The organism is Crenobacter oryzisoli (assembly GCF_030385785.1).
GTDB lineage: Bacteria > Pseudomonadota > Gammaproteobacteria > Burkholderiales > Chromobacteriaceae > Crenobacter_A > Crenobacter_A oryzisoli.
Window position 1 is genome coordinate 142,956 of sequence record NZ_JAUEDK010000002.1, and the last position, 25,102, is coordinate 168,057.

Here is a 25,102-nt window from a genome sequence, read left to right on the forward strand (position 1 = left end):
TCACTTAAGCCGTTCAGTCCGGATTTTAGCTTCGAAGAACGCTTGGAAGTAACAAAAAAGCACCGTTTTTCCACCTTGGTGGGCGGTGCTTTTTCCTTAAGTGAACGGCATTAACCCTATGGGTGCCCTTTTCTATCTGAAACGCCACACGGCAAACCGGTTCAGAACAGCTCGCCGGTGCGCCCCGTCTGTGATTTGCACGCGATCACCAGCGCACGGTTAATCGCTTCCTTCTTGCTGACACCCCACCACTCGATCATCTTTTCGAGCGATTTCTGCGCCTCGCGCGACAACTCGACCGTCAGCGACAACTCCTGTAGGCGCGCTCGACGCAACGCCCGGCTACGCCGCTTACGCTCGGCCACCGTCATCGCCTGCTCGCCCAGCGGCTTGCGACCGGGCTTTTTCTTGACACCGCCAATCAGGTCGAAAGTGTAATGGTCGCAGGGGTCTCGCATGGGATAGGTGACGGGTCACGACAGGGGGCGCAAGAATAGCACAAATCTTGGGCAAAAGGTTGATCGAACGTGCCGCTTGGCCACCCCACTACCTCCATTCAAACAGCGATCTCTCGCAGCCACGCAGACCTCAGGCGCAGCAACACCCGCACCTTCACATGGCTTGGCGACTGTAGTCAATAATCGTTTCACCCAGCATTACCGTGTAGAATCCGCCCTTTTTTTCTTACCAGACGGACGCCATGCAAGAACAAGCTGTCGCGCTACGCGACAATTCAGCGCCCTCCGGCGCGTCGGAACCAACACTGCATCGCAGCCTGAAAGCCCGGCACCTGTCGATGATCGCCATCGGCGGCTCGATCGGCACCGGCCTGTTCGTCGCCTCTGGCGCCACTGTCGCCAGCGCCGGACCGGGCGGCGCGATCGCCGCCTACCTGCTGATCGGCATCATGGTCTACTTCCTGATGACCAGCCTTGGGGAACTGGCCGCCCACATGCCTGTGTCCGGCTCGTTCGCCACCTACGGCGCCCGCTTCGTCGATCCGGCGTTCGGCTTCGCCCTCGGCTGGAACTACTGGTACAACTGGGCCGTGACGATCGCCGTAGAACTCGCAGCCGCCCAACTGGTGATGAACTACTGGTTCCCCGACGTACCCGGCATCTATTGGAGCGCCAGCTTCCTCGGATTGATGTTCCTGCTCAACTACGTGTCGGTGAAAGGCTTCGGCGAGGCCGAGTACTGGTTTGCGCTGATCAAGGTGGTAACCGTAATCGTGTTCATCGCGACTGGTCTCCTGATGATCGTCGGCATCCTGCACGGCGGCGCACCGGCTACTCTCGCCAACTTCACCACCGGCGACGCCCCCTTCGTCGGCGGCCTCCCGGCGATGATCGGCGTGGCGATGATCGCCGGCTTCTCCTTCCAGGGCACCGAACTGATCGGCGTCGCGGCCGGCGAATCCGAAGATCCGCGCCGCAACATCCCGCGCGCGATCCGCAGCGTGTTCTGGCGTATCCTGCTGTTCTACGTGCTCGCGATCTTCATCATCGGCGCGCTGGTCCCGTACACCGATCCGAGCCTGCTGAAGACCGACGTGAAGGACATCGGCGTCAGCCCGTTCACCCTGGTCTTCAAGCATGCGGGCCTCGTGTTCGCCGCCGGGCTGATGAACGCGGTGATTCTGACTGCGGTGCTGTCGGCCGGCAACTCCGGCATGTACGCTTCCACCCGAATGCTGTACGTGATGGCGATCGAGGGCATGGCGCCGAAACTGTTCGGCAAGCTGTCAGAGAACGGCGTGCCGCGCAATGCGCTATACGCCACTACAGCGGTCGGCGCTTTGTGCTTCCTCACCTCGCTGTTCGGCGACAAGACCGTCTACCTGTGGCTGCTTAACACTTCGGGCATGACTGGCTTCATCGCCTGGCTCGGCATCGCGATCAGCCATTACCGCTTCCGCAAGGGCATGCAGGCCCAGGGCCGCTCGGTTGAGGACCTACCATACCGCGCCAAGCTCTTCCCCTTCGGCCCGACCTTCGCATTTGCACTGTGCATGATCATCGCACTCGGCCAGGACTACCAGGCGTTCAGCAAGGCCACAGTCGACTGGGCCGGCGTTGCGGCGACCTATGTCGGCATCCCGCTGTTCCTGGCGATCTGGTGGGGCTACCGAATCAAGCACAAGACCCGCCTTGTCAGCTACCGGGACATGGACCTGGACGGTCACCACGTCCACCCCTGATCTCAACTGGCCACGAGCATCTTCACATGATGAGCGCGGCCACCCCCGCTAGCCACTGCCATGGTAGGGGCACGCCTCTTCAGCCACGAACCCCACGAAAAAACACGAACGTTCCAGCTTTATTTCGTGTTTTTTCGTGGGGTTCGTGCTGAAAAGCCTTTTGCTTTTCTACATTGGCGGCAGCAGCCGCATTACGATCGCTGCCATTACCGCGGCCAACACATCGTCGACCATAACACCGAAGCCGCCGTGCACCTTAGAGTCGACCCAGCGGATCGGCCATGGTTTCGCAATATCAAACAAGCGGAACAGCAAGAACGCCACCAACCAGCCGAGTGCAGTCGGCGGCGCCAACGCGAGCACCGCCAGCATTGCGACAATCTCATCGAACACGATACCGCCGTAGTCGTGCACGCCCAACGCCCTGCCAGTGACTCCACACACCCAGCAGCCGAGCACAAACAGCGGCATGCAGGCGGCCAGCAACAGGTTGGCAGAGAGCCCCGCCCCCATCCATAGCGCTGCCAATGGCAGCGCTACCAGCGTACCCCAAGTACCCGGCGCCTTGCGCGCCAGACCTGAGCCGAAGCCGAAGGCAATGAAATGCGCCGGGTGGCGACGCAAAAAAGCCCAGTCTGGCTTAAGCGAAGTGGTCATAACCCATCCTGGTCAAGGTCAGCGGCTGGCCCGCCGCATCGGTGACGCGCAGACCGGCCTCGGCATCGATGCGGCCGATACGGGTCAGTCGCACGCCCAGTTGATTCGCCAGCGCGGCGATCGCGTCGTGCTGCCCCGGGTCGGCGGTAAACAGCAGCTCGTAATCGTCGCCACCTGCGGCGATACAGTCTGCCAGCTCCCGACGCCGCTCGGCCAGCCATGGCGCGGTCGGCAGCTCATCAAAATTCAGCGTCGCACCGACGTTGGAGCGTTCGAGGATGTGCTGCAGGTCGCCAGCAAGACCGTCCGACACATCGAGGCAGGCGCGCGCCAGCGGCAGCAGCGCCTGCCCGAGTTCGACGCGCGGGGTCGGCCAGTCGAGCCGCTGCTGCGCGGCGGCCAGTACCTCGGCCGGTGGTTCCACATCGCCCTTCAGGCGCCGGCGCACCGCCAGCGCGGCGAGGCCCAGTTCGCCGCTGACCCAGATATCGTCGCCGACCTGAGCGGCATCGCGGCGCAGCGCCTGGCCATGTGGCGTCTCGCCGAACACCGTCACCGACAGCGTCAGCGGGCCGCGCGTGGTATCGCCGCCGATCACCGCCACGCCATAGCGTTCGGCCAGACCGAAGAAGCCATCGGCAAACGCCGCGACCCACGACTCGTCCATCGTTGGCAGCGCCACCGACAGCACCACCCAGCGTGGCACCGCGCCCATTGCTGCCATATCGGACAAATTGACCGCCAACGTCTTGTGGCCAAGCGCACGCGGGTCGACATCGGCGAAAAAGTGTCGCCCTTCCACCAGCATATCGACCGACACATGCAGGTCGCAGCCGGGCGACGGGCGGACGATCGCAGCGTCATCACCAACACCGAGTACCGCATTGGGTGCGCTGCGGGTGAAATAGCGGCGAATCAGATCAAATTCGTTCATCGTTTTACCGGTTCAGACAGCAAAACACCCGCCAGCGGCGGGTGTTGCAGGCAGTGCGACAGCACTCAGGCATCGCGACGCTTGGCGCGCTGCGCAGCCACTTCGTCGGCTCGCACATCGGCGGCCAGCTTATCGAGCACACCGTTCACAAACTTGTGACCATCGGTGCCACCGAAGGTTTTGGCGATCTCGATCGCCTCGTTGATGATCACCGGGTACGGCGTCTCGACGTGGTTGATCAGCTCGTGCGCGGCCATCAGCAAGATGGCGCGTTCAACCGGGCTGACCTCGTCGGCCGGGCGCTCGTAGTACGGAGCAAGACGTGCGGACAAGGTATTCGGATCGTTCAGCACGCCGAACAGGATGGCGCGGAACAGCGCCTCATCGGCCTTAGAGAAGTAATCGTTCTCGCGCAGGTGCCGTTCGATGATCGAAGCCGGACGGTCGGAGTTAAGTTGCCATTCGTAGATGCCCTGAACGGCAAACTCGCGGGCACGGCGTCGTGCGGTTTTCATGAGACTTCCTTTAAAGATCGGGGCGGGCAAGACGGGCCAAATGGCCCGCCTTACGCGCGCAAGGCGGATTGCAGGTTGGCCATTTCCACCGCGACGCGGGCGGCGTCGGCCCCCTTCTCCAGCATGCGCACTTCGGCCTGCTCGTCGTTCTCGGTGGTGAGGATCGCATTTGCAATCGGAATACCGGCGTCGAGACCGACACGGGTAACGCCCGCGCCAGACTCGTTAGACACCAGTTCGAAGTGATAGGTCTCGCCGCGAATCACCGCACCCAGCGCCACCAGCGCATCGAAACGGCCGCTCTTGGCCATGCTCTGAAGCACCAGCGGCACTTCGAGCGCGCCAGGCACGGTCGCGAGCGTCACGTTTTCGGCCTTCACGCCCAAGCGGCTCAGCTCGGTGAGGCAAGCGTCGCGCAAGCCGTGGCAGATGTTCTCGGAAAAACGAGCCTGCACGATACCGATGCGCAGGGCTTGGCCGTCGAGGTTGGGTTCCAAGCGTTTGATAGCGTCAAGCATGGTGTTCTCGCAGCGAAATGTCAGAAAGGGCGCGATTTTAACCGATTTCGATGTGGACGTGTTCCGGCTGGATGAAGCCGGTCACTTCCAGGCCGAAGCCGGTCAGGCTAGGCAGGCTGGATTTGCTTGCCATCAGCTTCATCTTGCCGACGCCGAGCGAGGAGAGCATCTGCGCGCCGATGCCAAAGGCCTTGCTGTCCCACTTCGGCGCCTTCGGTGCATCAGCCGACGGCAGCGCCCGCTCCAGCAGCAGGTCGCCGGTCTCGGTACCGTGCAGCAGCACCACTACGCCACAGCCGGCCTCCTCGATCTGTTCCAGCGCGTTCGGAATGGTCCAGCTGTGCGCACGGCCGAGCGGATCGATCAGGTCCATCACCGACAGTGGCTCGTGCACGCGCACCAGCGTTTCCACGCCCGGCTGCGGCTTGCCCTTCACCAGCGCCAGGTGGGTGGCGCGGGTCAGCGCATCGCGGAAGGCGAACAGCTCGAAGTTGCCCCACGGGGTGTCGACCTGTCGCGAGCCGACCTTTTCAATCAGGCATTCGGTCTGGCTGCGGTAGTGGATCAGGTCGGCGATGGTGCCGATCTTCAGGTCGTGTTCCTTGGCGAATTCGATCAGGTCCGGCAGGCGCGCCATGGTGCCGTCGTCGTTCATGATCTCGCAGATCACGCCGGCCGGCTCCAGGCCTGCCAACTGCGACAGGTCGCAGCCAGCCTCGGTATGGCCGGCGCGCACCAGCACGCCGCCCGGCTGCGCCTTGAGCGGGAATATGTGGCCCGGCTGCACCAGGTCGGACGGCTTGGCGTCCTTCTTCACCGCGGCGAGCACGGTGCGCGCGCGGTCGGCAGCGGAGATGCCGGTGGTCACGCCCTCGGCGGCTTCGATCGACACGGTGAAGTTGGTGCTGTAGACCGTGCCGTTGTTGCTAACCATCAGCGGCAGGTCGAGCTGGCGACAGCGCTCGGCCGACAGCGTCAGGCAGATCAGGCCGCGGCCGTACTTGGCCATGAAGTTGATCGCCTCCGGGGTGATGTGCTCGGCGGCCATCACCAGGTCACCTTCGTTCTCGCGGTCTTCGGCGTCCACCAGCACGACCATTTTGCCGGCCTTGATGTCGGCGATGATGTCCTGAATCGGGGAAATGCTCATTTCACTCTGCCTTTGTAAGCGGGCCTGCGACCGGGGCCGGGCACCCGCAATGTTGAATGCTTGACGCGTCAGGTGGGTGTGGCCAGCCCAAATTCAAGCATGGCGTAGCCATCCTGATGGTGTCGGGCCATTTCGACCAACGGCAAGGGGTGGCCGAACAAGGGGCCATCCACCACCAGCGTGTGGAACTCCCCAGCCTCGCCGCACGGGTCGATGCCGTCGGCGACCATCTTCTCGATCAGCGCCACGTCGAGCGTAGCGCCCAAATAACCGTCGGACGGCATCAGCTGTTCATTGACCACCACAATCACCGCCTTGAATCCGGCGGCGACGAATTCGTTAACCAGGTCGATGCGCTGCTCCTGCCACAGCGGCAGGTTAGCTTCGAGCCCGGCGCGCGCGCAGACCTTTTCCTCCCACTCGCGGTGGGCATCGAGATCGATATCGCCGAACACAGCGAACTGAGTGCCGTCGGCGCGAAAACGCTGCATCGACTCGAAGAAGACTTCCTCGTAGCTCTGCCAACTGGCGTTGGCGGTGACAAGCGGCAGGCCGAGCGCCGCCGCCTGCGCCTGCATTACTTCGGGACGCACGCCGTGCGAGCGGCTGCGCGCGCCGACCTCGTCGAACATATTGAAGAGCGCCAGCGGCTGCCCACCAACCTTAAGCGTGCGATACAGCGCCAGGCAGGAATCCTTGCCACCGCTCCAAGATGCCACAAAGCGCCGGCCGGCCACTGTCATCAGCCCTGGCCCCGCTGCGCCATCACCCGCTCGACGGTGTCGACGATGGCTTGGGTCTGCGGATCGATCTCGATATTGATTGCGTCGCCAGCCTTGCGCCACGCCAGGTTGGTACGCTGCAGGGTTTCCGGGATCAGGTGGACGCAGAAAGCGTCACCCTTCACCTCGCCGATGGTCAGGCTGCAGCCGTCGATGCCAATGTAGCCCTTGGTAAACACATAGCGAGCGTACTCAGCCGGCAGACGGAACCACACGGTGCGATTGTTCGGGGTATCAATCACCTCCAGCACCTCGGCCAGGGCGATGATGTGGCCGGACATCGAGTGGCCGCCGATCTCGTCGCCGAACCTGGCGGCGCGCTCAACGTTAACGCGGTCACCCACCTTGAGCTGGCCCAGGTTGGTAACGCGCAGCGTCTCCTGCATCAGGTCGAACGACACCAAGTCGCCGTCGACGCGGGTCACTGTCAGGCAACAGCCATTGTGAGCGATGGACGCGCCCAACTCGATGCCGGGCAGCAACTCGGCCGACAGGCGCAGGATGTGGGTGCGGAAATTCTGTTTTTCTTCGATGGCGACGACTTCGGCCGTGCCCTGGACGATACCGGTGAACATGCTAGGCCTCATGGAGACAAGACCGGCCGCCGGGAGGCGGCCGGCCAAAGTCTCATGATAGCCGAAACCACCCTCCCCGCCGAGCTGGCCGAACAATCGTTTGAGCCCTTGCCGCGGCTTTGGTCCTGCCGCCACACCTGCACATTGAGGAGGCTGGAGCCGGAGCCACCGCGTGCAACACGGCGACGCGAAACGCAAATCCCCCATCGCAGCAGGTTCTTAAGGTAAAATCACCTGTTTTGTTTTACGCAGCCCGAATCGCCATGTCCGCCGAACTTGCCCGTATTTCCGATGAAGTCGCCCGTCGCCGCACCTTCGCCATCATCTCCCACCCCGACGCGGGTAAGACCACGCTGACCGAGAAGCTGCTGCTGTTCTCGGGCGCGATCCAGATGGCCGGTACGGTGAAAGGCAAGAAAACCGGCAAGTTCGCCACCTCCGACTGGATGGAAATCGAGAAGCAGCGGGGCATTTCGGTCGCATCGTCGGTGATGCAGTTCGACTACCGCGACCACACCGTGAACCTGCTCGACACCCCGGGCCACCAGGACTTCTCGGAAGACACCTACCGCGTGCTCACCGCGGTGGACAGCGCACTGATGGTGATCGACGCCGCCAAAGGCGTGGAGGAGCAGACCATCAAGCTGCTCAACGTCTGCCGCCTGCGCAACACCCCGATCGTCACCTTCATGAACAAGTACGACCGTGAGGTGCGCGATTCGCTGGAGCTGCTCGACGAGGTCGAGAACGTGCTGAAGATCCGCTGCGCGCCGGTGACCTGGCCGATCGGCATGGGCAAGACCTTCCGCGGCGTCTACCACATGCTGCGTGACGAAGTGCTGCTGTTCGAAGCCGGCGCCGAGAAGGTCTCGCTTGACCTGGAAGTGATCAAGGGCATCGACAATCCGCGCCTGGACGAACTGTTCCCGCTCGAAATGGAACAGCTGCGCATGGAGATCGAACTGGTTAAGGGCGCGTCGAACGAGTTCAACCTGGAAGAATTCCTGGCCGGCGAACTGACCCCGGTGTTCTTCGGCTCGGCGATCAATAACTTCGGCGTGCGCGAAATCCTGAACGCGCTGATCGACTGGGCGCCGATGCCGGCCCCGCGTGACGCTACCTTGCGCGACGTGGCGCCGACCGAAGAGCCGTTCTCCGGCTTCGTGTTCAAGATCCAGGCGAACATGGACCCGAAACACCGCGACCGCATCGCCTTCCTGCGCGTGTGCTCGGGCAAGTTCGAGCGTGGCATGAAGATGAAGCACCTACGCCTGAACCGCGACATCGCAGCGTCCAGCGTGGTGACCTTCATGTCGCACGACCGTGAGATCGTCGAGGAAGCGTTCGCCGGCGACATCATCGGCATCCCGAACCACGGCAACATCCAGATCGGCGACAGCTTCTCCGAGGGCGAGCAACTCGCCTTCACCGGTATCCCGTTCTTCGCGCCGGAGCTGTTCCGCTCGGTGCGCATCAAGAACCCGCTGAAGCTCAAACAGTTGCAGAAGGGTCTGCAGCAGCTGGGCGAAGAAGGTGCGGTGCAGGTGTTCAAGCCGCACAGCGGCGGCGACCTGATCCTCGGTGCGGTCGGCGTACTGCAGTTCGAAGTGGTGGCCTCGCGCCTGGCAGCCGAATACGGCGTCGACGCGGTGTTCGATTCGGCCAGCATCTGGTCGGCGCGCTGGGTATCCTGCGACGACCGCAAGAAGCTCGACGAATTCGAGAAGGCCAACCTGCACAACCTGTCGATCGACGCCGGCGGCAACCTCGCCTACCTCGCGCCGAACCGCGTCAATATGCAGCTGACGCAGGAGCGCTGGCCTGACATCGTGTTCCACGAAACCCGCGAACACGCGGTGAAGCTCAACGACTGATGGCGATCGCCGACTGGTTCAACCACCTCGAGCACGGCTACATCGTCGATCTAACTCGGTCGGTCGGGTTGATCGTGCTCCTGGTCATCGGCCGGGCGGTGATCCTGCGCTCGCTGTCGGCCAACCCGCACATCCCGATCGAGGCGCGGCGGCGCTGGTCGGTGAATCTGCGCAACGCCGGTTTCCTGCTCGGCGTGTTCGGACTGTTGACGATCTGGGCACGCGAGCTGGAAGCGTTCGCGCTGTCGATGGTGGCGTTTGCCGCCGCGATGGTGGTCGCGACCAAGGAGCTGATCATGTGCATCGGCGGCGCGTTCCTGCGCACGATGAGCAACAGCTACACGCTCGGCGACCATATCGAGGTTGGCCAGCACCGCGGGCGGGTGGTCGACATCACGGTGTTCTCCACCACGATCATGGAGATCGGCCCGAGCCACGCGGCGCACCAACTGACCGGGCGGGCGATCAGCCTGCCCAACAGCCTGCTCTTGACCAACGCGGTGATCCGCGAGAACTACATGGGCGATTTCGTCGTGCACGTGATCACCGTGCCGGCGTCGTACTCGCTCGATCCGGCCAGCACCGAAGCGATGCTGCTCGACACCGCGCGCAGCATCTGCGACCCCTTCCTCGCCGACGCACGCCGCCACATGAACCACATCGAAGCGCGTTACCTGATCGACATCCCGTCGGTCGAGCCGCGAGTGGCGATCCAGCCGGTCGATGAAAAGCAGTACCGACTGATCCTGCGCATCGCGATCCCGGCCAAGGAACGGCACCGCGTAGAGCAGGCGATCCTGCATCGTTTCATGTTCCAAACCTATGGCAAGCCCGCACCGGAAGCAACCGCTCCGTGAATTAGAGCAATTGCTTCAAACATGTGATATGCTTGCGTTTTACGTGACCGAATCACCCCTCCCGTTGCCATGAGCAAGACGCGCATCAAGACCTACGACCGCATCGTTCAGGAGAGCCTGAAGCTCTTCAACGAGCAGGGCGAGCGCAGCATCACCACCAATCACATCGCCGCTCACCTGGGCATCAGCCCGGGCAATCTGTACTACCACTTCCGCAACAAGGAAGAGATCGTCTACCAGATCTTCCTGCAGTATCGCGACTTCATCAACGCACGGTTGTCGGTGCCGACCGACCGCCAGATGACGACAGACGATCTGGTGAACTACCTCGATACTGCCTTCCTGGCGATGTGGCAGTTCCGCTTCATGTTCTACGACCTGCCAGGTCTCTTGGCGCGCAATCCGCAGATGCAGTCGGATTACAACCAGTTCGTGCACACAGAATTGAAGGATATCCTCGCTGGCTTCTTCCGCGAGTTCATCAAGCTGGGGCTGCTGAAGATGGACGAGGCCGACATCGAGCCGATCACGCTCAATATCTGGCTGGTGGTCAAGTTCTGGTTTGCGTTCGAGCAAACCGCTTGGCCCGACGCGCCGATTACCGAAGCATCGAGCCGCCGTGGCGTACGTCAGGTGTTGTCGCTGCTCAAGCCCTACGTCCAAGCCGATTTCATGCCGGTGTTCAACCTGTTGGCAGCCCGTTACGCGGGCTGAAGACCCCACGAATCAAAATGGCCTGTGCAGCGTGATGCCGCACAGGCCATTTTCTTGTTGCGAAGCGGCCTAAAGCGTTTCGAACACCTTTGCCGGCAAACGGCGCAGCCGCAGCGCCACCGCGAGGCTCAATAGCACGATCGCCGCCAACGCCAGGCACACCCCGGTCCACTGGTCGTGCGCCCAGAACAGCCCGGACAGCGAACCGACCAGACTGGAACCCAGGTAGTAGCAGCTCAGGTACAGCGAGGCGGCCAGCGCCTTGGCACTGCCGGCGCGACGCCCCACCCAACTGCTCGCCACCGTGTGCCCGCCGAAAAAGGCAAAGGTGAACAGGCCGATGCCGACGATGACGAGCGGCAGCCAGTTGGCCAGCGTCAGCAGTAGGCCTGTCAGCATCAGCGCCTTCATCCCCCACAGCACATGGCGGCGGCCGATACGGTCGGCGAGCCGGCCCGACCAGGTCGATGCAAAAGTGCCGACCAGATACAGCGTAAAGATCGCGCCGATGGTGCTGTCACGCAGGCCGAACGGTGCGGCCTCCAGTCTGAAACCGATGTAGTTGTACAGGCTGACAAAGCAACCCATCAGCAAGAAACCCACCACAAACAGCCACGGCAAGCCGGCATCGCCGAATTGGTCGCGCACCGACTGCCACAGCGACTGGCGGCCACTGGCCGACAGCGGCAGCTCGCGCGACACGAAATGGCGCGACGCCGGCAGATTGCGCCAGAACACCAGGGCCGCCAGCAAACCGACTGAGCCGACCAACGTCCCTGCAACGCGCCAGGATGTCAGGTCGGCCACCAGCGACGTCACCAGCCGGCCGCTCATGCCACCCAAGGCCGTGCCGGCGATATAGAGCCCCATCGACGAGCCCAGCGACTCCGGATCGATCTCTTCGGCAAGGTACGCCATCGCCACCGCCGGCAAGCCGGCCAGCACGATACCGGACAACGTCCGCAGCACCAGGAGGCTGGCAAAGCTCGGCGCCTCGGCAGTCAGTACGGTCAGCACCGCCGCCAGCAACATCGCTACGCACATCACCGGCTTGCGCCCGAAGCGATCGGACAGGAAGCTCGCCGGCAGCAGCGCCAGCGCCATACCACCGGTCGACGCCGATAACGCGACACTGCTGGCGGCCGGACTCAGCCCGAACACACGGGCAAACAACGGCAACAGCGGCTGCACCCAGTACAGCAGCCAGAAGGTGGAAAAGCCGCCGAGAAACAAGGCGATATTGGTACGACGGTATTCGGGGGTCCCGGCACGGATGCGGCCGGACACAAGCGGGGCGTTCATGGTTTTAACAGGCAAACGACTTCGATGAACCCATCATACGAATTGGCCAAACTGACAGTCCAATATATATTTCTAGCTGTATTGATCGCTTAAACATATGAATGGAACTGCGACACCTGCGCTATTTCATCGCGGTGGCTGAGGAGCTTAACTTCACCCGTGCCGCCGAGAAACTGCACATCGGCCAGCCACCGCTCAGCCAGCAGATCCAGGCACTGGAGGCCGAGCTGGGCGTGATGCTGTTCAACCGCACCCGCCGCCGTGTCGAGCTGACCAGCGCCGGGGAGCGCTTCCTGCCCCGCGCCATCGCCATCCTGCAAGACACCGCCAGCGCCGCCGAGGATGCCCGCCGCGCAGAGCTGGGCGAAGTTGGCGAGCTGAGCATCGGTTTCACTCCGTCGCTGCCGTTCACGAGCTTTCTCCCAAGGCTGATCCACCGTTATCGCCAGCGTTACCCGGACGTGACGCTGGCCCTACGCGAGATGATGACGCAGAACCAGCTGGCCGCCATAGCCTCTAGCGAGCTCGACATCGGCATCGTGCGCCTGCCCGATGTCGACGTGCCGCAGGAAGTGGCGCTGCGCCAGCTGCTGGTCGACCCGCTGGTCGTGGTGACGCGCGACGACCATCCGCTGGCCGCGCAGAGCACCGTCAGCCTGGCGCAGCTGCGCGACGAGCCGTTTGTGATGTATCCCGCCGCGGCCGGCACGGGGCTGTACCGCCACCTGATGCACCTGTGCGACGAACTGGGTTTTCGCCCGCAAGTGGTGCAGGAAGCACGCGAAGGCACCACGCTGATCGGCTTGGTCGCGGCAGGCCTCGGCGTCAGCATCCTGCCGGGGCCGCTGTCGTGCATCCAGGTGGAGGGCGTGTGTTATCGACCGCTGAGCGATGCAGGCGCGGTGAGCATCGCCTCGCTAGCGACACGCGTGAACGACACCTCACCGCTGGTGGCGCATTTCATCGAGCTGCTCGGGGAGATGGATGCCTCCCGCTCTACAACCCCGCCCTCTTAGCCCCCCGCCATCCGCTTTTGCAAGGCATCGGCGGCCCGCAAAGCGAACGCGTACACCGACAACTGCGGGTTGGCGCCAATGCTGGTCGGGAACACCGAGCCGTCGATCACCGTCAGGTTTTTCACCTGCCAATGTTGGCCGAACGCATTGACCACCCCGCTCTGCTCATCCGGCCCCATTGCCGCGCCGCCCATCACGTGCGCGCTGACCACCCGCGCTAGCACCGGCTTGAGCGGCAGGTTGTTGATCTGCCGCTTCGCCTCGGCCCAGCTTTTCACCGGACGGGCCAGCTCGTGCATCGTCAGCACGCTCTGCGCACCGGCGGCAAACTGCACCTCAGCCATTGTCAGCCAGGCGCGGCGGATGCCATCCCACAGCGTGTCGCTGATCGGGTAGTCGAGCACCGGCGTGCCGTCATCGCGCAACACCACCTTGCCGCCCATGCTGCCTGGGTTGAAGCCGTCGCGCAGCAGTGCCAGCGTCACCTGCATATTCGGCAGCGTCTGCATCAGCTCGGCGTGCCGTTGCCCGAAACCGCACAAGGTCACCGCGGCCAACATCGGATGCACCGGCGGCACCTCCAGCTTGTAGCCGACCGCGCCGTCGATCGCGTCGACGCGCAGGAAGTGGTCGGAATACACCGTCTGCGGCGCGCCATTGAACGGTTCGACCCGTTCGGCGAACTGCGCGCCGGACAGACAGACCGGGTGCAGAAAGGTACGCGTGCCAGTCAGCCGCAGCGGGTCCTTCAGCTGGCTGCGCAGTAGGATCGCCGGCGTGCCGATCGCACCGGCTGACAGCACGATTTCCTTGGCACGTAGCGTCACCATCCGGCCTGTCGGCCGGATTCCGGTGGCGTCGAGCGCCACGGCACCTACCAGCTCGACGCGCGAGCCGTCCTCGCTGGTCAACAGCCGCTCCACTCGCACCCGGGTCAGCAAGCGGGCGCTGGCGTCGAGCGCGTCCGGAATCGTCGTCACCAGCATCGACTGTTTGGCGTTGGTCGGACACCCCATGCCGCAGTAGCCGAGGTTCCAGCACCCCTTCACATTGCGTCGCACCCGGCCGTGACTGATGCCGAGCGCCTCGCAGCCCTTGCCGAGCAGGCTGTTGTTCGGGTTCGGCTCGATCTGCCAGTCCGACACGCTCAGCCGCTGTTCGGCCAACTCGAACCACGGCGCGAGCGCCGCATCGGTCAGATCCTTCAGCCCCAGCCAGTCGCGCCAGTAGGCCAACGTCTCTGGCGGCGTGCGGAACGAACTGGTCCAGTTGACCACGGTGGAACCGCCGACGGTGCGCCCCTGCAGGATGGTGATACCCTTGTCGGCGGTCTGGCGGTTGGCGGCCTCCTGGTACAACTCGGGGTAAGCCTTTGCCTCGTCGAGCCGGAAGTCGCGCGAGCTTCTCAGCGCTCCCTCCTCGACCAGGATTACCGACAGCCCGGCCTTCGCAAGCCGTTCGGCCGTCATGCCGCCACCGGCGCCGCTGCCGACGATCACCACGTCGGCCGAAAGGCTCAGATCCCCGGTCAGCGTGGCGCCGTCGGTGACTTTCCAGCCACGAGCCAGCCCTTCTGCGATCGGGTCGACGATACTCATGGCAGCACCTCCATCACCCGGGCCGGCTGCTGGTAGCCGATGCCGGCCCAGCTCTTCGGATTGCCGTACCACGCCGCATTGATGAGTTTGTGCAACGCCTGGTAGCCGGTGCGCAACAGCACGAACGCGCCGTCCTGCCAGCGCGCCAGAAATGCCGCCGCCTCGTCGGGCCGCACGTCGGCCCACGGCGAATGCACTCCCGCCAGCCAGCGTCGCAGCCAGCGGTTCTGTAGCAGGTCGAACAGCTCGCGCACCTCCTGCTGTACCGCTATTGGCAGCGCGAGGATCGCCTTGTCGACGCCGGCGACCAGCTCGTCGAGCGATGGGTTGGCGCCGCCGGGCGCAAGGCCTAGCATCGCCGGCGCGATCGCCCGCACGATGGGCATGTCATGAGAGGTGAGAAAGCCCAGCGGCTGGGCACCCAGCACGGTGCGCTCCTCGGCCGGGCCGGCGAGATAGGCGGCAGCGACCAGCGCCACCGCGCCGACGGCGCCGGTCTTGATCAATTGTCGACGGGTCAACATCGTTGAGGGATTCCCTTGTGTAGGGCGCCAACCGGCGCCAAGGCAGTAGCAGGATGAGTTTGTTCCGCGGCTCTTATTTTTTACCAGCGCGGCCGAGCATGCGCTTGAGCAACCACTCGACCTTGGCGCCGTACGGCGGCCGCACCATCCACATGCCGTTCAGGCGCGGCTGGCGGAACACCGGCTTCATCTTGGAGAAGGTCACGAAGCCTTCGTGACCATGATAGTGTCCCATGCCGGACGGGCCGACGCCGCCGAACGGCAGCTCGTGCTGGCCGACATGTAGCACTGTGTCGTTGATCGTCACGCCGCCTGACACAGTGCTCTGCAGCACGTGGCGGGTGCGTAGCAGGTCGGTGTCGAACAGATAGAGCGCCAGCGGACGCGGCCGTTGGTTGACGTAGGCGAGCGCCTCCTCGAAATGCTGGTAGCTGACCACCGGCAAGATGGGGCCAAAGATCTCCTCCTGCATCAGCAGGCAGTGCTCCGGCGCGTCGAACACCAGGGTCAGCGGGAATACCCGTCCTTCGCCCAGGTCTTCGCTCGCTGGGTTGATTGTGACGATCTGTGCACCGGCCTGCCGCGCCTCTTCGAGCCAGCCGTGCAACCGCGCCATGTGGCGAGCGTTGACGATGTAGCTGTAATCGGGGTTGTCGGCAAGCTTCGGATAAAGCCTCGCGGCCTGTTTGCCGATCGCGTCGACCAGCTCGGCGCGGTCGTCAGCGCTGACCAGGAGGTAGTCCGGCGCGACACAGGTCTGGCCGGCGTTCATCATCTTGCCGATCACGATGCGCTCGGCAGCGCGCTGAGGGTCGAAGCCCGGCGCGACGATCACTGGCGACTTGCCGCCCAGTTCAAGCGTCACCGGCGTCAGGTTGGCGGCAGCTGCGCGCATCACCTGACGTCCGACCGCGGTCGAGCCGGTAAACAGCAGGTGGTCGAACGGCAGCGCCGAGAATGCCTGCGCAACCTCTGGCCCGCCGTTGACCACAGTGACTAGATCCTCGCCGAAATAGCGTTCGGCCAACCTGGCGAACAGCTCGCCGCAGGCCGGTGTGAACTCGGACATCTTCACCATCGCCCGGTTGCCGGCGGCGAGAGCGGCGTTGAGAGGACCGAGCGCGAGGAAGATCGGGTAGTTCCACGGCACCACGATGCCGACCACGCCCAAGGGTTGCGGCATTACCTCGGCAGTAGCTGGCTGGAACCACAACGACACGCCGCGCCGCTGCGACTGCATCCAACGCTTCAGTTCGCGGCGCGCCTGACGCACCCCCTCAATGGTCGGAAACAACTCGATTAGTCGTGTTTCCACCTTACTGCGCCGGCCGAAATCGGCATTCACGGCCGCGGCCCACTCGTCCTGATGCTCGAGCACCAGCTGCTCCAGAGCAGCCAACTGGCGCTGGCGCTCCTCCAGGGATGGAAACGGTGTACGACGGCTGACCGCCTGCAGCCGCTCGAAGGCAGCCTGTAGGTCGACCATGCCGCCGGGCTGTTGCGGAACGTTCATATGCTATCCTCGTGTCGTGCGGCCGATTCAGCCAAACAATCGCTTAGAGTTTAAACTCTAAAAAGACTAGCACGCCAACCAGCCCCTGTCATCCGTCACATGCTGCTCGATTTTTTCTGCGCGCTGCGCGCCGCCGGCCTGCCGGTGTCGTTGAAGGAATTCCTCACCCTGCTCGAGGCGCTCGACGCGCGTCTGGCCTTCGGCAGCCTCGACGACTTCTACGTGCTGTCGCGCGCCGCGCTGATCAAGGACGAGAAGCACTTCGACCGCTTCGACCAGGCATTCGGCGCGTTCTTCAACGGCGCGGACGGGCTGCCGCAGGATCTGACCACGGCAATCCCTGAGGACTGGCTCAAAAAGCAGGTCGAGAAATTCCTCACTGGCAAAGAGAAGCAGCAGCTCGAGGCACTCGGCTACGACGAGCTAATGAAAAGGCTGGCCGAACGGCTGCGCGAACAGCACGAACGCCACCAAGGCGGCAACAAGTGGATAGGCACCGGCGGCACCAGTCCATTCGGCGCCTACGGCTACAACCCGGCCGGCGTGCGCATCGGCCAGCAGGAATCGCGCCACCGCAAGGCGGTCAAGGTGTGGGACCAGCGCGAGTTCCGCAACTACGACGACTCGGTCGAGCTCGGTACTCGCAGCATCAAGCTGGCGCTGCGCCGCCTGCGCGAATTCGCCCGCCAGGGCTCCGCCGAACAGCTCGACCTCGACGGCACCATCCATGCCACCGCCGCGCGCGGCGGCCTGCTCGACATCAAGATGGCACCGGAGCTGCACAATGCGGTAAAGGTGCTGGTGCTATTCGACGTCGGCGGCTCGATGGACGACCACGTGCGGCTGTGCGAGGAACTGTTTTCGGCAGTGAAGACCGAGTTCAAGCACCTCGACTACTTCTACTTCCACAACTGCGTGTACGAGCGGGTGTGGAAGGACAACGCACGCCGCCAGAGCAACACCATCCCGACCTGGGACCTGATCCACACTTTCGGCCGCGACTACAAGCTGATCTTCGTCGGCGACGCCGCGATGAGCCCCTATGAGATCGTCTACCCCGGCGCCAGCGTCGAGCACAACAACCCCGAGGCCGGCGAAGTCTGGCTCAAGCGCCTGACCGACCACTTCCGCCACGTCGCCTGGCTCAACCCCGAGCCCGAGGCGCACTGGGCCTATAGCCACTCTACCGAAATCATCCGCGAGCGGATCGGCGACCGGATGTTCCCGCTGACACTGGCTGGCCTCGACGCGGCGATGCGCAGCCTGCGCGGCGGCGCCGGCACATGACAAGCCTGCGGCCACGCAGTACCATCAAGCCCTAAAATTCGGAATTGCTTTCCATTTCACCGCTCAACAAAGACGCCATGCGGGTGGCCGAATTGGCAGGCATAAAGATCAAGAACAGGGACAATCATGGAAAAAATCGGCTTCATCGGCCTGGGGTTGATGGGCACCCAAATGACCAAGCGGCTCCTCAACGTCGGTTTCGATGTCACCGTCTGGAACCGCTCCGTCGACAAGTGCGCGCCGCTGGCTGCGGCCGGCGCCAAGGTGGCGGCCAGCGTCGCCGAGCTAGTCAATAGCGTCGACGTGGTGATGCTGTGCGTGTCGGACACCGCCGCGGTCGAAACGCTACTGTTCGCCGAGGACGGCATTGTCACTCATGCTCGTGCCGGCCAGCTGGTGATCGACTTCTCCAGCATCGAACCGAGCGCCACCCGCGACTTCGCCACTCGGATTGAGGCCAAATGCGGTGCGCACTGGGTCGATGCCCCGGTATCCGGCGGTGTGCCCGGTGCCGAGGCCGGCACACTAGTGATCATGGCCGGGGGCCGCGCCGAGGACGTCGAGCGCATCGCCCCGCTGGTGCTGCCGTTGTCTCAGCGTCTCACCCGCATGGGCGAGGTCGGCGCTGGCCAAGTCACCAAGGTGTGCAACCAGCTGATCGTCGCCGCCAATGCCATGCTGATCGCCGAGGCGGTGTCGCTGGCCGAACGCAACGGCGTTGACGCCGCCCTGCTCGCCCCGGCGCTCGCCGGCGGCTTCGCCGACTCCAAGCCGTTCCAGATGTTGGTGCCGCGCATGGCCACCGGCCAGCACGAACCGGTGCAGTGGAAGGTCGCCACCCTGCTCAAGGACCTCGACACCGCGGTCAAGGTGGCCCGCGAATGCGGCGCCGGCACACCGCTAGCGGCATTGGCCGATCAGCTGATGCGAGTGTTCGCCGAGCGCGACAACGCCCAGCGCGACCTGTCTAGCATCATCGAGCTATATCGCTGATTTGCTTCATACAGAGACACTCACCGAGGCCGGCCAAACCGGCCTCGAGTGCTGCAATGCAAAAAGTTCTTGCCAAACAGTCACTTTGTTCGCTATAGTCCGCCCTCTTGTGAGGACAGCGTCCTCCACGACTGTTTCATCGTCCCTGACCTCGCTTTTCGCCCCGTCTCTAGCCGGCTTTAGTTTCCGGCCCTTCTTCGCGGCTCTTTCAGTTCAGGTTGGTGCCGATGAGTGTTGGCCGCCAAAGATGCGGCCCGTTACCCGGCTCCAATCACGGATACTGCCCACCGATTGCCAGGCTCTGCCTACGCTATCGGCGCGCTAGTGTGTGTCCGCCGGGTACAACCCCAGGACTGACTACATGACTATCAAATTCTCCGATATCGGTTTGGCTCCGGCCCTCACCCAAGCTCTGGAAGCTGCCGGCTATGAAAGCCCGACGGGCGTTCAAGCCGAAGCGATTCCGGCGGCCTTGGCTGGCCGCGACCTGCTGGTATCGGCACAGACCGGTAGCGGCAAGACGGCCGCCTTCCTGCTGCCGTCGATGCACAAGCTGAGCAACCGTTCCGAAAAATCGGGCAAAGGCCCGCGCGTTCTGGTGCTGACCCCGACCCGCGAACTGGCCCAGCAAGTTGAAAAGAACGCCCAGACCTACGGCGAAAACATGCGCTGGATGCGCACCGCCTGCCTGGTGGGTGGCGCTTCCTTCGGTTTCCAGACCCGCGCGCTCTCGCGTCCGGTCGACATCGTTGTTGCCACCCCGGGCCGCCTGATGGACCACATGCGCCAGGGCCGCATCGACTTCTCGCGTCTGGAAGTGCTGATCCTCGACGAAGCCGACCGCATGCTGGACATGGGCTTCGTTGACGACATCGAAGAAATCGTCAAGGCCACCCCGGCAGATCGCCAGACCCTGCTGTTCTCGGCAACGCTGGACGGCGTGGTCGGCCGCATGGCCGAGCGCATGACCCGTGACCCGCAGCGCATCGAGATCGCCCGCGTCGACGATGGCGGCAAGATCGACGAACACCTGATGTACTGCGACGACGTGCGCCACAAGGATCGCCTGATGGACGTGATCCTGAAAGAAGCCGGCTTCGACCAGTGCGTGATCTTCACCGCCACCAAAGTGGGCTCGGAAGAGCTGGCCGACAAGCTGTCCGACCAAGGTTACCAGGCCGCCTGCCTGCACGGCGACATGCCGCAAAGCTGGCGTAACCGCACCCTGAACGACCTGCGTCGCGGTCGTATCAAGGTGCTGGTTGCCACCGACGTGGCCGCCCGCGGCATCGACGTGCCGACCATCACCCACGTGGTCAACTACGACCTACCGAAGCAGGCCGAGGACTACGTGCACCGCATCGGCCGTACCGGTCGCGCCGGTCGTGACGGCACCGCCATCACCCTTGCCGAAGTGCGCGAACACCACCGCGTGCGCCGCATCGAGCAATACCTGAAGCGCACCCTGCCGGAAGGCGTGATCGACGGCATGGAGCCGACCCGTCGCGTGCCGAAGGGCGGCAGCAATGGTCCGCGCCGCAATGGCGGCGGCGGCTACGGTCGCAACGGCAAGCCGGGCGGCTACGGTCGTGGCACTGGCGGCAACGGTGGCGGCAAGCCGGGCAACGGCGGCAGCTACGCTGGTCGCAAGCCGAGCGGCAGCGGCAGCGGCAGCGGCTACGGCAACCGCGAAGGCGGTTACGGCGGTCGTGACGGCGGCAGCCGTGATCGTCGCGACGGTGGCCGTCGCTTCGACTAAGCCAAGCATCTCCAGCAAAAATGGCACCCTCGGGTGCCATTTTTTGTTTTCGTGCCTGCGGACGACTCAGGTGCAGGCGACGCTGTCTTCCAGCTCGCGGATCGCCTCGCGCGTCACCCGCACCGGCACCACCACCCGCCGCACCGGAGACTCCCCTCCCGTTTCGACTTCCTCGAAACACAGCAGGTTCTGCGCGTTGGCGTTTTCCTCTTCCTGCACGATGCCCATTCGGTCCAGGTGCAGCGAGGCACGATGCATGCCCAGCAACTGCTCGGGCGCACCGATCAGCTCGGCCACCGCGTTCAAGCGATTGGGTAACTCCGCCGCGGTCTTCAGCGACGCCAGCTCGCTCTCCACCGCAGCCAACTTCGCCGTCATGCTGTCCAGATCGCCCTCCTCCTCACTGCCATCGCGCGTACCGTCGATCACGATACATTGCCCTTGGCGACGCGCGGCCTCCACGCGCAGCATCAGACGTTGGCGATCGGCCTCCAACTGCTGGCGCCGTCTATCCTGTGTGGCCAACTTGGCTGCCACCACCTGAGTCAACAATTGCACACTGCGGTTGCGCAGCGCGGCGGCGAACGCCTCCGGCGTCGGCTCGGCCAAGGTCAGCCGGTGTGCATTGAAGCTCACAACCTTCTGCAGCACGTCAGCGCGCAGCGTTCCATTTTCATTGCCCATGCCGAAGCGCGACTTCTCGCTGCGCTGCATCACCAGCAGCGCATAGGCCTCGTCCCCGAGATGTGGCTGAGCGAAGAATTCGGACAGCGCCGCACTGCTGTCGATCGTCTCGAGCAGGCTGACCGGCGAGGCAAAGAACATGCCGATCCGCGGATCCATAGTGAATTTGCGCAGCGACAGATCCAGCGGCTCGGGAATGCGCGTTGAGAAACCGTTGGCGTAATCGAGCAGACGCGACATCGGCTGTTCCAGAACCTTGCGATAGTTGGACAGCAACGCCAGCTTGGGGGCGACCGCCTGAACGAAAGGATCGATAGCCTCCCGAACCTCGGCAGAGATCTTGGGCGAGGAACCAAACAGGCCCAAGCGGCGTAAGAAAGAAACAGACATGACTGGCACCAATAGCTTGACATCGCAAGACATCTCAACAATGGCATGATACGACCCGAACCGGCCACTGTGAAGGAATGACACCCGCCCACCACCATTGAAAACAAAGATTTAGTGAGCGACTTGACCTGGATCACCCGCTGGTAGATTGATGCTGGCAACTGGCCGTTTCACTGCTATCGGCTCACTCAGACTGCTCAGGTGACGTGCCACCATGCCGAGCCTCGCGGTGGTGGTCGGCAGCCAGGAACATATACATGGCCGGCACCACAAACAGCGTAAACAGCGTACCGATAGACAGGCCGGTAAAAATGACGAGCCCCATCGAGCGCCGTCCCGCAGCCCCAGCCCCTGAGGCGACCACCAGCGGCGCCACCCCGAGCACCATCGCCGCAGTGGTCATCAGAATCGGCCGCAGACGCACGATGGCCGCCTGCTCCAACGCTGCTCGCTTGGGGAGCCCCGCTCTCTGCAGCTCGTTGGCGAACTGCACAATGAGAATGCCGTGCTTACTGATCAGCCCCATCAGCGTCACCAGCCCCACCTGCGTGTAAATGTTCAGCGTGGAGAACCCGAGGTTAATAAACAGCAGCGCCCCGAACAGTGCCATCGGCACCGACACGAGAATCACCACTGGGTCACGGAAGCTTTCGAATTGCGCAGCCAACACCAGCAGCACGATGATCATGGCAAACAGCAGCGTGGGGACGAAGCCGCCCGACTCCTGCACAAACTGGCGCGACAAACCAGAGTAATCAATCGAGTAACCGCTTGGCGCCACCTCGTTGGTGATGGTGCGCAGATAATCCAGCACTTCCCCTTGCGAGACCCCCGCCACCGGAACCCCCGAGATGATCGCCGAGTTGAGCTGCTGGAAATGGTTGATCGTCTCCGGCACTACGCTTGACTCGAAACGGGCCACCGTCGAGGCCGGAAATACACTCCCATCAGGCGCGTGCAGGTAATAATCGAGGATCTGCGACGGGTTGAGGCGGTCGACCTGTTCCACCTGCGGAATCACCTTGTAAGAGCGGCCAGAGATCGAGAAGTAATTCACGTAATTCCCCCCCAGTGCCGCACTGAGCGTCGCGCCCACATCCGATTGGTTAAGCCCCAGCGACGCCACCTTGTCGCGATCGACGACGAGCGTGCTCTGCGGCTTGTCGATCTTGAGGTCGCTATCGACAAAAAAGAACATGCCGCTGGCCCGTGCCCTATCCAGCACAGCTTGCGCCACCTCGTTCAGGTTCTGGAATGGCTCGGTGGTGTTGATAGCGAATTGCACCGGCAGTCCTCGCGCACCGGGCAACGCTGGAAACTGGAATGCTGCCACGCGCGCGCCGGCGATGTGATCCCATTTCTGCTGCAACTCCTGCTGTAGCGTCAGCGCGTCCTTCTCCCGCTGATCCCACGGTTTGAGCAATACACCGCCAATCCCCTGATTGATGGCGGGCACACCGGTCAACTGGAACATCTGCGCATATTCGGGCATATCGCGTGAATACTGGAAAACCTGGTCTGCATACGTCTGCATCTGCTGCAGCGTCGCGTTCGGCGGTCCTTGCAACTGCGCCAGTACGATGCCCTGATCTTCCTGCGGCGCCAGCTCGGACTTCGAGGTCATGAACAGGTAGACCACCGCCCCCAGCAGCAGCGCCCCCATGATGACCAGCACCACCCACGTTTCCATCAAGCTGTGCAGCAGTCGCTGATAGCCGTGATGCACGCGCTCGAACTGCCGGTCGACGAAGCGGACGAAACGCCCCGACTCCTGTTCGGTTCGAAAAAAGCGCGCGCACATCATCGGCGACAGGGTCAGCGCGACGACGCCCGATACCGTCACCGCTCCGGCCAGCGTAAAGGCGAACTCGGTAAACAGCGCCCCAGTCAGCCCCCCCTGAAAGCCAATCGGCACATACACGGCCACCAGCACGACGGTCATCGCCAGGATGGGGCCACCCAACTCGCGCGCGGCCATCAAGGCGGCGTCAAGCGGTGGTCGGCCTTCCTGCTTCATGTGCCGATCGACGTTCTCCACCACGATGATCGCGTCGTCAACTACCAGCCCGATCGCGAGCACCAGCGCCAACAGTGTCAGCAAATTGATCGAATAGCCAAGCGCCAGCATCGCGAAGAACGTGCCGATCAGCGACAGCGGCATCGCAATCACCGGGATGATCACTGCGCGCAGACTGCCAAGGAACAGGAAAATCACGGCCATCACAATCAACAGCGCCTCGACGAGTGTCTTGATCACCTCCTTGATCGAAGTGTTAACGAATTGGGTGGCGTCATACACGATTTTGCCGGTCAAGCCGGTTGGCAGCTGAGCCTGGATAGTGGGGAACACGCTGCGCACGCGCCTGGCCACATCGAGTACGTTGGCGTCCGGCGCAGTCTTGATACCGATAAACACTGAGCGTTTGCCGCTGAACGCGACGCTGAAATCGTAGTTGTCGGCGCCGAGCACGACGTTGGCAACGTCCTCCAGGCGCACCAGCGCACCGTTCTTCGACTTGACCACCAGCTGCTTGAATTCGTCGACGCTATGCAGATCGGTACTGGCAGTGACATCGACGCTGACCATCTGCCCTTTGGTGGTACCGAGCGTCGCCAAGTAATTGTTGTTTCCCAGTGCGGTATACACATCGGCAGCAGTCACACCGTGCGCAGCCATGCGCTGCGGGTCGAGCCATGCACGCAATGCAAACTGCCGGCCGCCAAGGATTTCGGCGGTCTGCACCCCCTCCACCGCATCCAGCTTCGGCTGCACCACGCGCAGCAGATAGTCGGTCACACTATTGCCGGGCATGACATCACTGTAAAAGCCCATGTACATGGTGTCAGTGGTCTGCCCGATCTGCACGGTGATGACCGGCTGCTGGGCCTGCGGCGGCAATTGGTTGCGCACCGAATTGATCTGTGTGGAGATTTCAATCAGCGCCCGGTTCGAGTCGTAGTTGAGGCGCAGCGTCGCGGTAATGGTCGACACACCCGTCGTGCTGGTTGACGATAGATAATCGATGCCCTGAGCCTGAGCGATCGCCGCCTCCAAGGGCTGCGTGATGAAGCCAGCCACGGTATCAGCGTTGGCACCATAGTAGGCTGTAGTGATCGTCACCACCGCGTTCTCGGTGCGCGGATACTGCCTGACCGTCAGGCTCGTCAGCGAGCGCACGCCGAGCACCAGAATGAGCAGGCTGACCACCGTCGCCAGCACGGGCCGCCGGATGAAGATATCGGTGAAGTTCATCGCCGCC

General features: G+C 63.3%; 22 protein-coding genes. 8 read left to right on the forward strand and 14 right to left on the reverse strand.

The genetic code is table 11. From position 1 onward, the window contains the following. Window positions 1-161 precede the first annotated feature (161 nt). Window positions 162-458 carry a hypothetical protein gene (locus QU481_RS01705; RefSeq protein ID WP_289828137.1) on the reverse strand — a complete coding sequence of 99 codons (297 nt, stop codon included), beginning with the start codon at window positions 456-458 and terminating at the stop codon, window positions 162-164. Between the two features lie 242 nt (window positions 459-700). Between QU481_RS01705 and QU481_RS01710 the strand changes: the two genes are divergently transcribed. Then, on the forward strand, window positions 701-2,200 hold the full coding sequence (locus QU481_RS01710; RefSeq protein ID WP_289828138.1) for an amino acid permease: 1,500 nt from the start codon (window positions 701-703) through the stop codon (window positions 2,198-2,200). Between the two features lie 168 nt (window positions 2,201-2,368). Here QU481_RS01710 and QU481_RS01715 read toward each other — a convergent pair whose 3' ends face one another. From QU481_RS01715 to QU481_RS01745, 7 genes are all read right to left on the reverse strand, one after another. Then, a complete protein-coding gene (locus tag QU481_RS01715) occupies window positions 2,369-2,857 on the reverse strand; it encodes a phosphatidylglycerophosphatase A family protein (protein ID WP_289828139.1) in 489 nt (162 codons plus the stop codon). Continuing rightward, on the reverse strand, window positions 2,841-3,791 hold the full coding sequence (gene thiL / locus QU481_RS01720) for a thiamine-phosphate kinase (protein ID WP_289828140.1): 951 nt from the start codon (window positions 3,789-3,791) through the stop codon (window positions 2,841-2,843). Before thiL ends, QU481_RS01715 begins: the two co-directional genes overlap by 17 nt. 65 nt (window positions 3,792-3,856) lie before the next feature. Continuing rightward, on the reverse strand, window positions 3,857-4,306 hold the full coding sequence (gene nusB / locus QU481_RS01725) for a transcription antitermination factor NusB (protein WP_289828141.1): 450 nt from the start codon (window positions 4,304-4,306) through the stop codon (window positions 3,857-3,859). 50 nt (window positions 4,307-4,356) lie between these two features. Further along, window positions 4,357-4,824 carry a 6,7-dimethyl-8-ribityllumazine synthase gene (gene ribH / locus QU481_RS01730; protein ID WP_289828142.1) on the reverse strand — a complete coding sequence of 156 codons (468 nt, stop codon included), beginning with the start codon at window positions 4,822-4,824 and terminating at the stop codon, window positions 4,357-4,359. A gap of 37 nt (window positions 4,825-4,861) precedes the next feature. Then, window positions 4,862-5,974: a bifunctional 3,4-dihydroxy-2-butanone-4-phosphate synthase/GTP cyclohydrolase II gene (ribBA, locus tag QU481_RS01735; RefSeq protein WP_289828143.1), complete on the reverse strand. Its 1,113-nt coding sequence runs from the start codon at window positions 5,972-5,974 to the stop codon at window positions 4,862-4,864. 68 nt (window positions 5,975-6,042) lie between these two features. After that, a complete protein-coding gene (locus QU481_RS01740; protein WP_289828144.1) occupies window positions 6,043-6,717 on the reverse strand; it encodes a Dph6-related ATP pyrophosphatase in 675 nt (224 codons plus the stop codon). Next, complete coding sequence (locus QU481_RS01745; RefSeq protein ID WP_289828145.1) at window positions 6,717-7,331, reverse strand: riboflavin synthase subunit alpha; 615 nt, start codon at window positions 7,329-7,331, stop codon at window positions 6,717-6,719. Before QU481_RS01745 ends, QU481_RS01740 begins: the two co-directional genes overlap by 1 nt. Window positions 7,332-7,594: 263 nt before the next feature. Between QU481_RS01745 and QU481_RS01750 the strand changes: the two genes are divergently transcribed. The 3 genes from QU481_RS01750 to QU481_RS01760 all read left to right on the forward strand — a co-directional run bounded on the left by QU481_RS01750 (window position 7,595) and on the right by QU481_RS01760 (window position 10,776). Then, entirely contained in the window at window positions 7,595-9,205 is a 1,611-nt protein-coding gene (locus QU481_RS01750) for a peptide chain release factor 3 (RefSeq protein ID WP_289828146.1), read from the forward strand. Beyond that, window positions 9,205-10,062 carry a mechanosensitive ion channel domain-containing protein gene (locus QU481_RS01755; protein ID WP_289828147.1) on the forward strand — a complete coding sequence of 286 codons (858 nt, stop codon included), beginning with the start codon at window positions 9,205-9,207 and terminating at the stop codon, window positions 10,060-10,062. Before QU481_RS01750 ends, QU481_RS01755 begins: the two co-directional genes overlap by 1 nt. Window positions 10,063-10,131: 69 nt before the next feature. After that, the gene (locus QU481_RS01760; protein ID WP_289828148.1) at window positions 10,132-10,776 is read left to right on the forward strand and encodes a TetR/AcrR family transcriptional regulator; all 645 of its coding nucleotides are present in this window, start codon (window positions 10,132-10,134) and stop codon (window positions 10,774-10,776) included. 69 nt (window positions 10,777-10,845) lie between these two features. On the opposite strand, the gene QU481_RS01765 is transcribed toward QU481_RS01760, so the two are convergent. Further along, window positions 10,846-12,078 (reverse strand): MFS transporter, encoded by a 1,233-nt coding sequence (locus QU481_RS01765; RefSeq protein ID WP_289828149.1) that lies wholly within the window; start codon window positions 12,076-12,078, stop codon window positions 10,846-10,848. Between the two features lie 101 nt (window positions 12,079-12,179). Between QU481_RS01765 and QU481_RS01770 the strand changes: the two genes are divergently transcribed. Further along, window positions 12,180-13,094, forward strand: a complete 915-nt coding sequence (locus QU481_RS01770) for a LysR family transcriptional regulator (RefSeq protein ID WP_289828150.1) — start codon at window positions 12,180-12,182, stop codon at window positions 13,092-13,094. Here the strand turns inward: QU481_RS01770 and QU481_RS01775 are convergent. The 3 genes from QU481_RS01775 to QU481_RS01785 all read right to left on the reverse strand — a co-directional run bounded on the left by QU481_RS01775 (window position 13,091) and on the right by QU481_RS01785 (window position 16,729). Further along, the gene (locus QU481_RS01775; RefSeq protein ID WP_289828151.1) at window positions 13,091-14,692 is read right to left on the reverse strand and encodes a GMC family oxidoreductase; all 1,602 of its coding nucleotides are present in this window, start codon (window positions 14,690-14,692) and stop codon (window positions 13,091-13,093) included. The genes QU481_RS01770 and QU481_RS01775 overlap by 4 nt on opposite strands. Beyond that, entirely contained in the window at window positions 14,689-15,216 is a 528-nt protein-coding gene (locus tag QU481_RS01780; protein ID WP_289828152.1) for a twin-arginine translocation signal domain-containing protein, read from the reverse strand. The genes QU481_RS01775 and QU481_RS01780 overlap by 4 nt, the downstream gene beginning before the upstream one ends. A gap of 73 nt (window positions 15,217-15,289) precedes the next feature. Further along, on the reverse strand, window positions 15,290-16,729 hold the full coding sequence (locus tag QU481_RS01785; RefSeq protein ID WP_289828153.1) for a coniferyl aldehyde dehydrogenase: 1,440 nt from the start codon (window positions 16,727-16,729) through the stop codon (window positions 15,290-15,292). Between the two features lie 99 nt (window positions 16,730-16,828). Here QU481_RS01785 and QU481_RS01790 point away from each other — a divergent pair, with 99 nt between their 5' ends. From QU481_RS01790 to QU481_RS01800, 3 genes are all read left to right on the forward strand, one after another. After that, a complete protein-coding gene (locus QU481_RS01790) occupies window positions 16,829-18,016 on the forward strand; it encodes a vWA domain-containing protein (protein ID WP_289828154.1) in 1,188 nt (395 codons plus the stop codon). Between the two features lie 126 nt (window positions 18,017-18,142). Next, window positions 18,143-19,009 (forward strand): NAD(P)-dependent oxidoreductase, encoded by an 867-nt coding sequence (locus tag QU481_RS01795; protein ID WP_289828155.1) that lies wholly within the window; start codon window positions 18,143-18,145, stop codon window positions 19,007-19,009. Between the two features lie 361 nt (window positions 19,010-19,370). Further along, window positions 19,371-20,768, forward strand: coding sequence for a DEAD/DEAH box helicase (locus tag QU481_RS01800; protein WP_289828156.1), 1,398 nt, complete (start codon window positions 19,371-19,373; stop codon window positions 20,766-20,768). A gap of 66 nt (window positions 20,769-20,834) precedes the next feature. Here QU481_RS01800 and QU481_RS01805 read toward each other — a convergent pair whose 3' ends face one another. After that, window positions 20,835-21,842: a hypothetical protein gene (locus tag QU481_RS01805; protein ID WP_289828157.1), complete on the reverse strand. Its 1,008-nt coding sequence runs from the start codon at window positions 21,840-21,842 to the stop codon at window positions 20,835-20,837. 184 nt (window positions 21,843-22,026) lie between these two features. Continuing rightward, complete coding sequence (locus QU481_RS01810; RefSeq protein WP_289828158.1) at window positions 22,027-25,095, reverse strand: efflux RND transporter permease subunit; 3,069 nt, start codon at window positions 25,093-25,095, stop codon at window positions 22,027-22,029. Window positions 25,096-25,102: the final 7 nt, after the last annotated feature.

Excerpts from the sequence above, each read along its gene's own strand:
- QU481_RS01705 (WP_289828137.1), bottom strand. The coding sequence starts at position 458 with ATGCGAGACCCCTGCGACCATTACACTTTCGACCTGATTGGCGGTGTC.
- QU481_RS01710 (WP_289828138.1), top strand. The coding sequence starts at position 701 with ATGCAAGAACAAGCTGTCGCGCTACGCGACAATTCAGCGCCCTCCGGC.
- QU481_RS01715 (WP_289828139.1), bottom strand. The coding sequence starts at position 2,857 with ATGACCACTTCGCTTAAGCCAGACTGGGCTTTTTTGCGTCGCCACCCG.
- thiL (WP_289828140.1), bottom strand. The coding sequence starts at position 3,791 with ATGAACGAATTTGATCTGATTCGCCGCTATTTCACCCGCAGCGCACCC.
- nusB (WP_289828141.1), bottom strand. The coding sequence starts at position 4,306 with ATGAAAACCGCACGACGCCGTGCCCGCGAGTTTGCCGTTCAGGGCATC.
- ribH (WP_289828142.1), bottom strand. The coding sequence starts at position 4,824 with ATGCTTGACGCTATCAAACGCTTGGAACCCAACCTCGACGGCCAAGCC.
- ribBA (WP_289828143.1), bottom strand. The coding sequence starts at position 5,974 with ATGAGCATTTCCCCGATTCAGGACATCATCGCCGACATCAAGGCCGGC.
- QU481_RS01740 (WP_289828144.1), bottom strand. The coding sequence starts at position 6,717 with ATGACAGTGGCCGGCCGGCGCTTTGTGGCATCTTGGAGCGGTGGCAAG.
- QU481_RS01745 (WP_289828145.1), bottom strand. The coding sequence starts at position 7,331 with ATGTTCACCGGTATCGTCCAGGGCACGGCCGAAGTCGTCGCCATCGAA.
- QU481_RS01750 (WP_289828146.1), top strand. The coding sequence starts at position 7,595 with ATGTCCGCCGAACTTGCCCGTATTTCCGATGAAGTCGCCCGTCGCCGC.
- QU481_RS01755 (WP_289828147.1), top strand. The coding sequence starts at position 9,205 with ATGGCGATCGCCGACTGGTTCAACCACCTCGAGCACGGCTACATCGTC.
- QU481_RS01760 (WP_289828148.1), top strand. The coding sequence starts at position 10,132 with ATGAGCAAGACGCGCATCAAGACCTACGACCGCATCGTTCAGGAGAGC.
- QU481_RS01765 (WP_289828149.1), bottom strand. The coding sequence starts at position 12,078 with ATGAACGCCCCGCTTGTGTCCGGCCGCATCCGTGCCGGGACCCCCGAA.
- QU481_RS01770 (WP_289828150.1), top strand. The coding sequence starts at position 12,180 with ATGGAACTGCGACACCTGCGCTATTTCATCGCGGTGGCTGAGGAGCTT.
- QU481_RS01775 (WP_289828151.1), bottom strand. The coding sequence starts at position 14,692 with ATGAGTATCGTCGACCCGATCGCAGAAGGGCTGGCTCGTGGCTGGAAA.
- QU481_RS01780 (WP_289828152.1), bottom strand. The coding sequence starts at position 15,216 with ATGTTGACCCGTCGACAATTGATCAAGACCGGCGCCGTCGGCGCGGTG.
- QU481_RS01785 (WP_289828153.1), bottom strand. The coding sequence starts at position 16,729 with ATGAACGTTCCGCAACAGCCCGGCGGCATGGTCGACCTACAGGCTGCC.
- QU481_RS01790 (WP_289828154.1), top strand. The coding sequence starts at position 16,829 with ATGCTGCTCGATTTTTTCTGCGCGCTGCGCGCCGCCGGCCTGCCGGTG.
- QU481_RS01795 (WP_289828155.1), top strand. The coding sequence starts at position 18,143 with ATGGAAAAAATCGGCTTCATCGGCCTGGGGTTGATGGGCACCCAAATG.
- QU481_RS01800 (WP_289828156.1), top strand. The coding sequence starts at position 19,371 with ATGACTATCAAATTCTCCGATATCGGTTTGGCTCCGGCCCTCACCCAA.
- QU481_RS01805 (WP_289828157.1), bottom strand. The coding sequence starts at position 21,842 with ATGTCTGTTTCTTTCTTACGCCGCTTGGGCCTGTTTGGTTCCTCGCCC.
- QU481_RS01810 (WP_289828158.1), bottom strand. The coding sequence starts at position 25,095 with ATGAACTTCACCGATATCTTCATCCGGCGGCCCGTGCTGGCGACGGTG.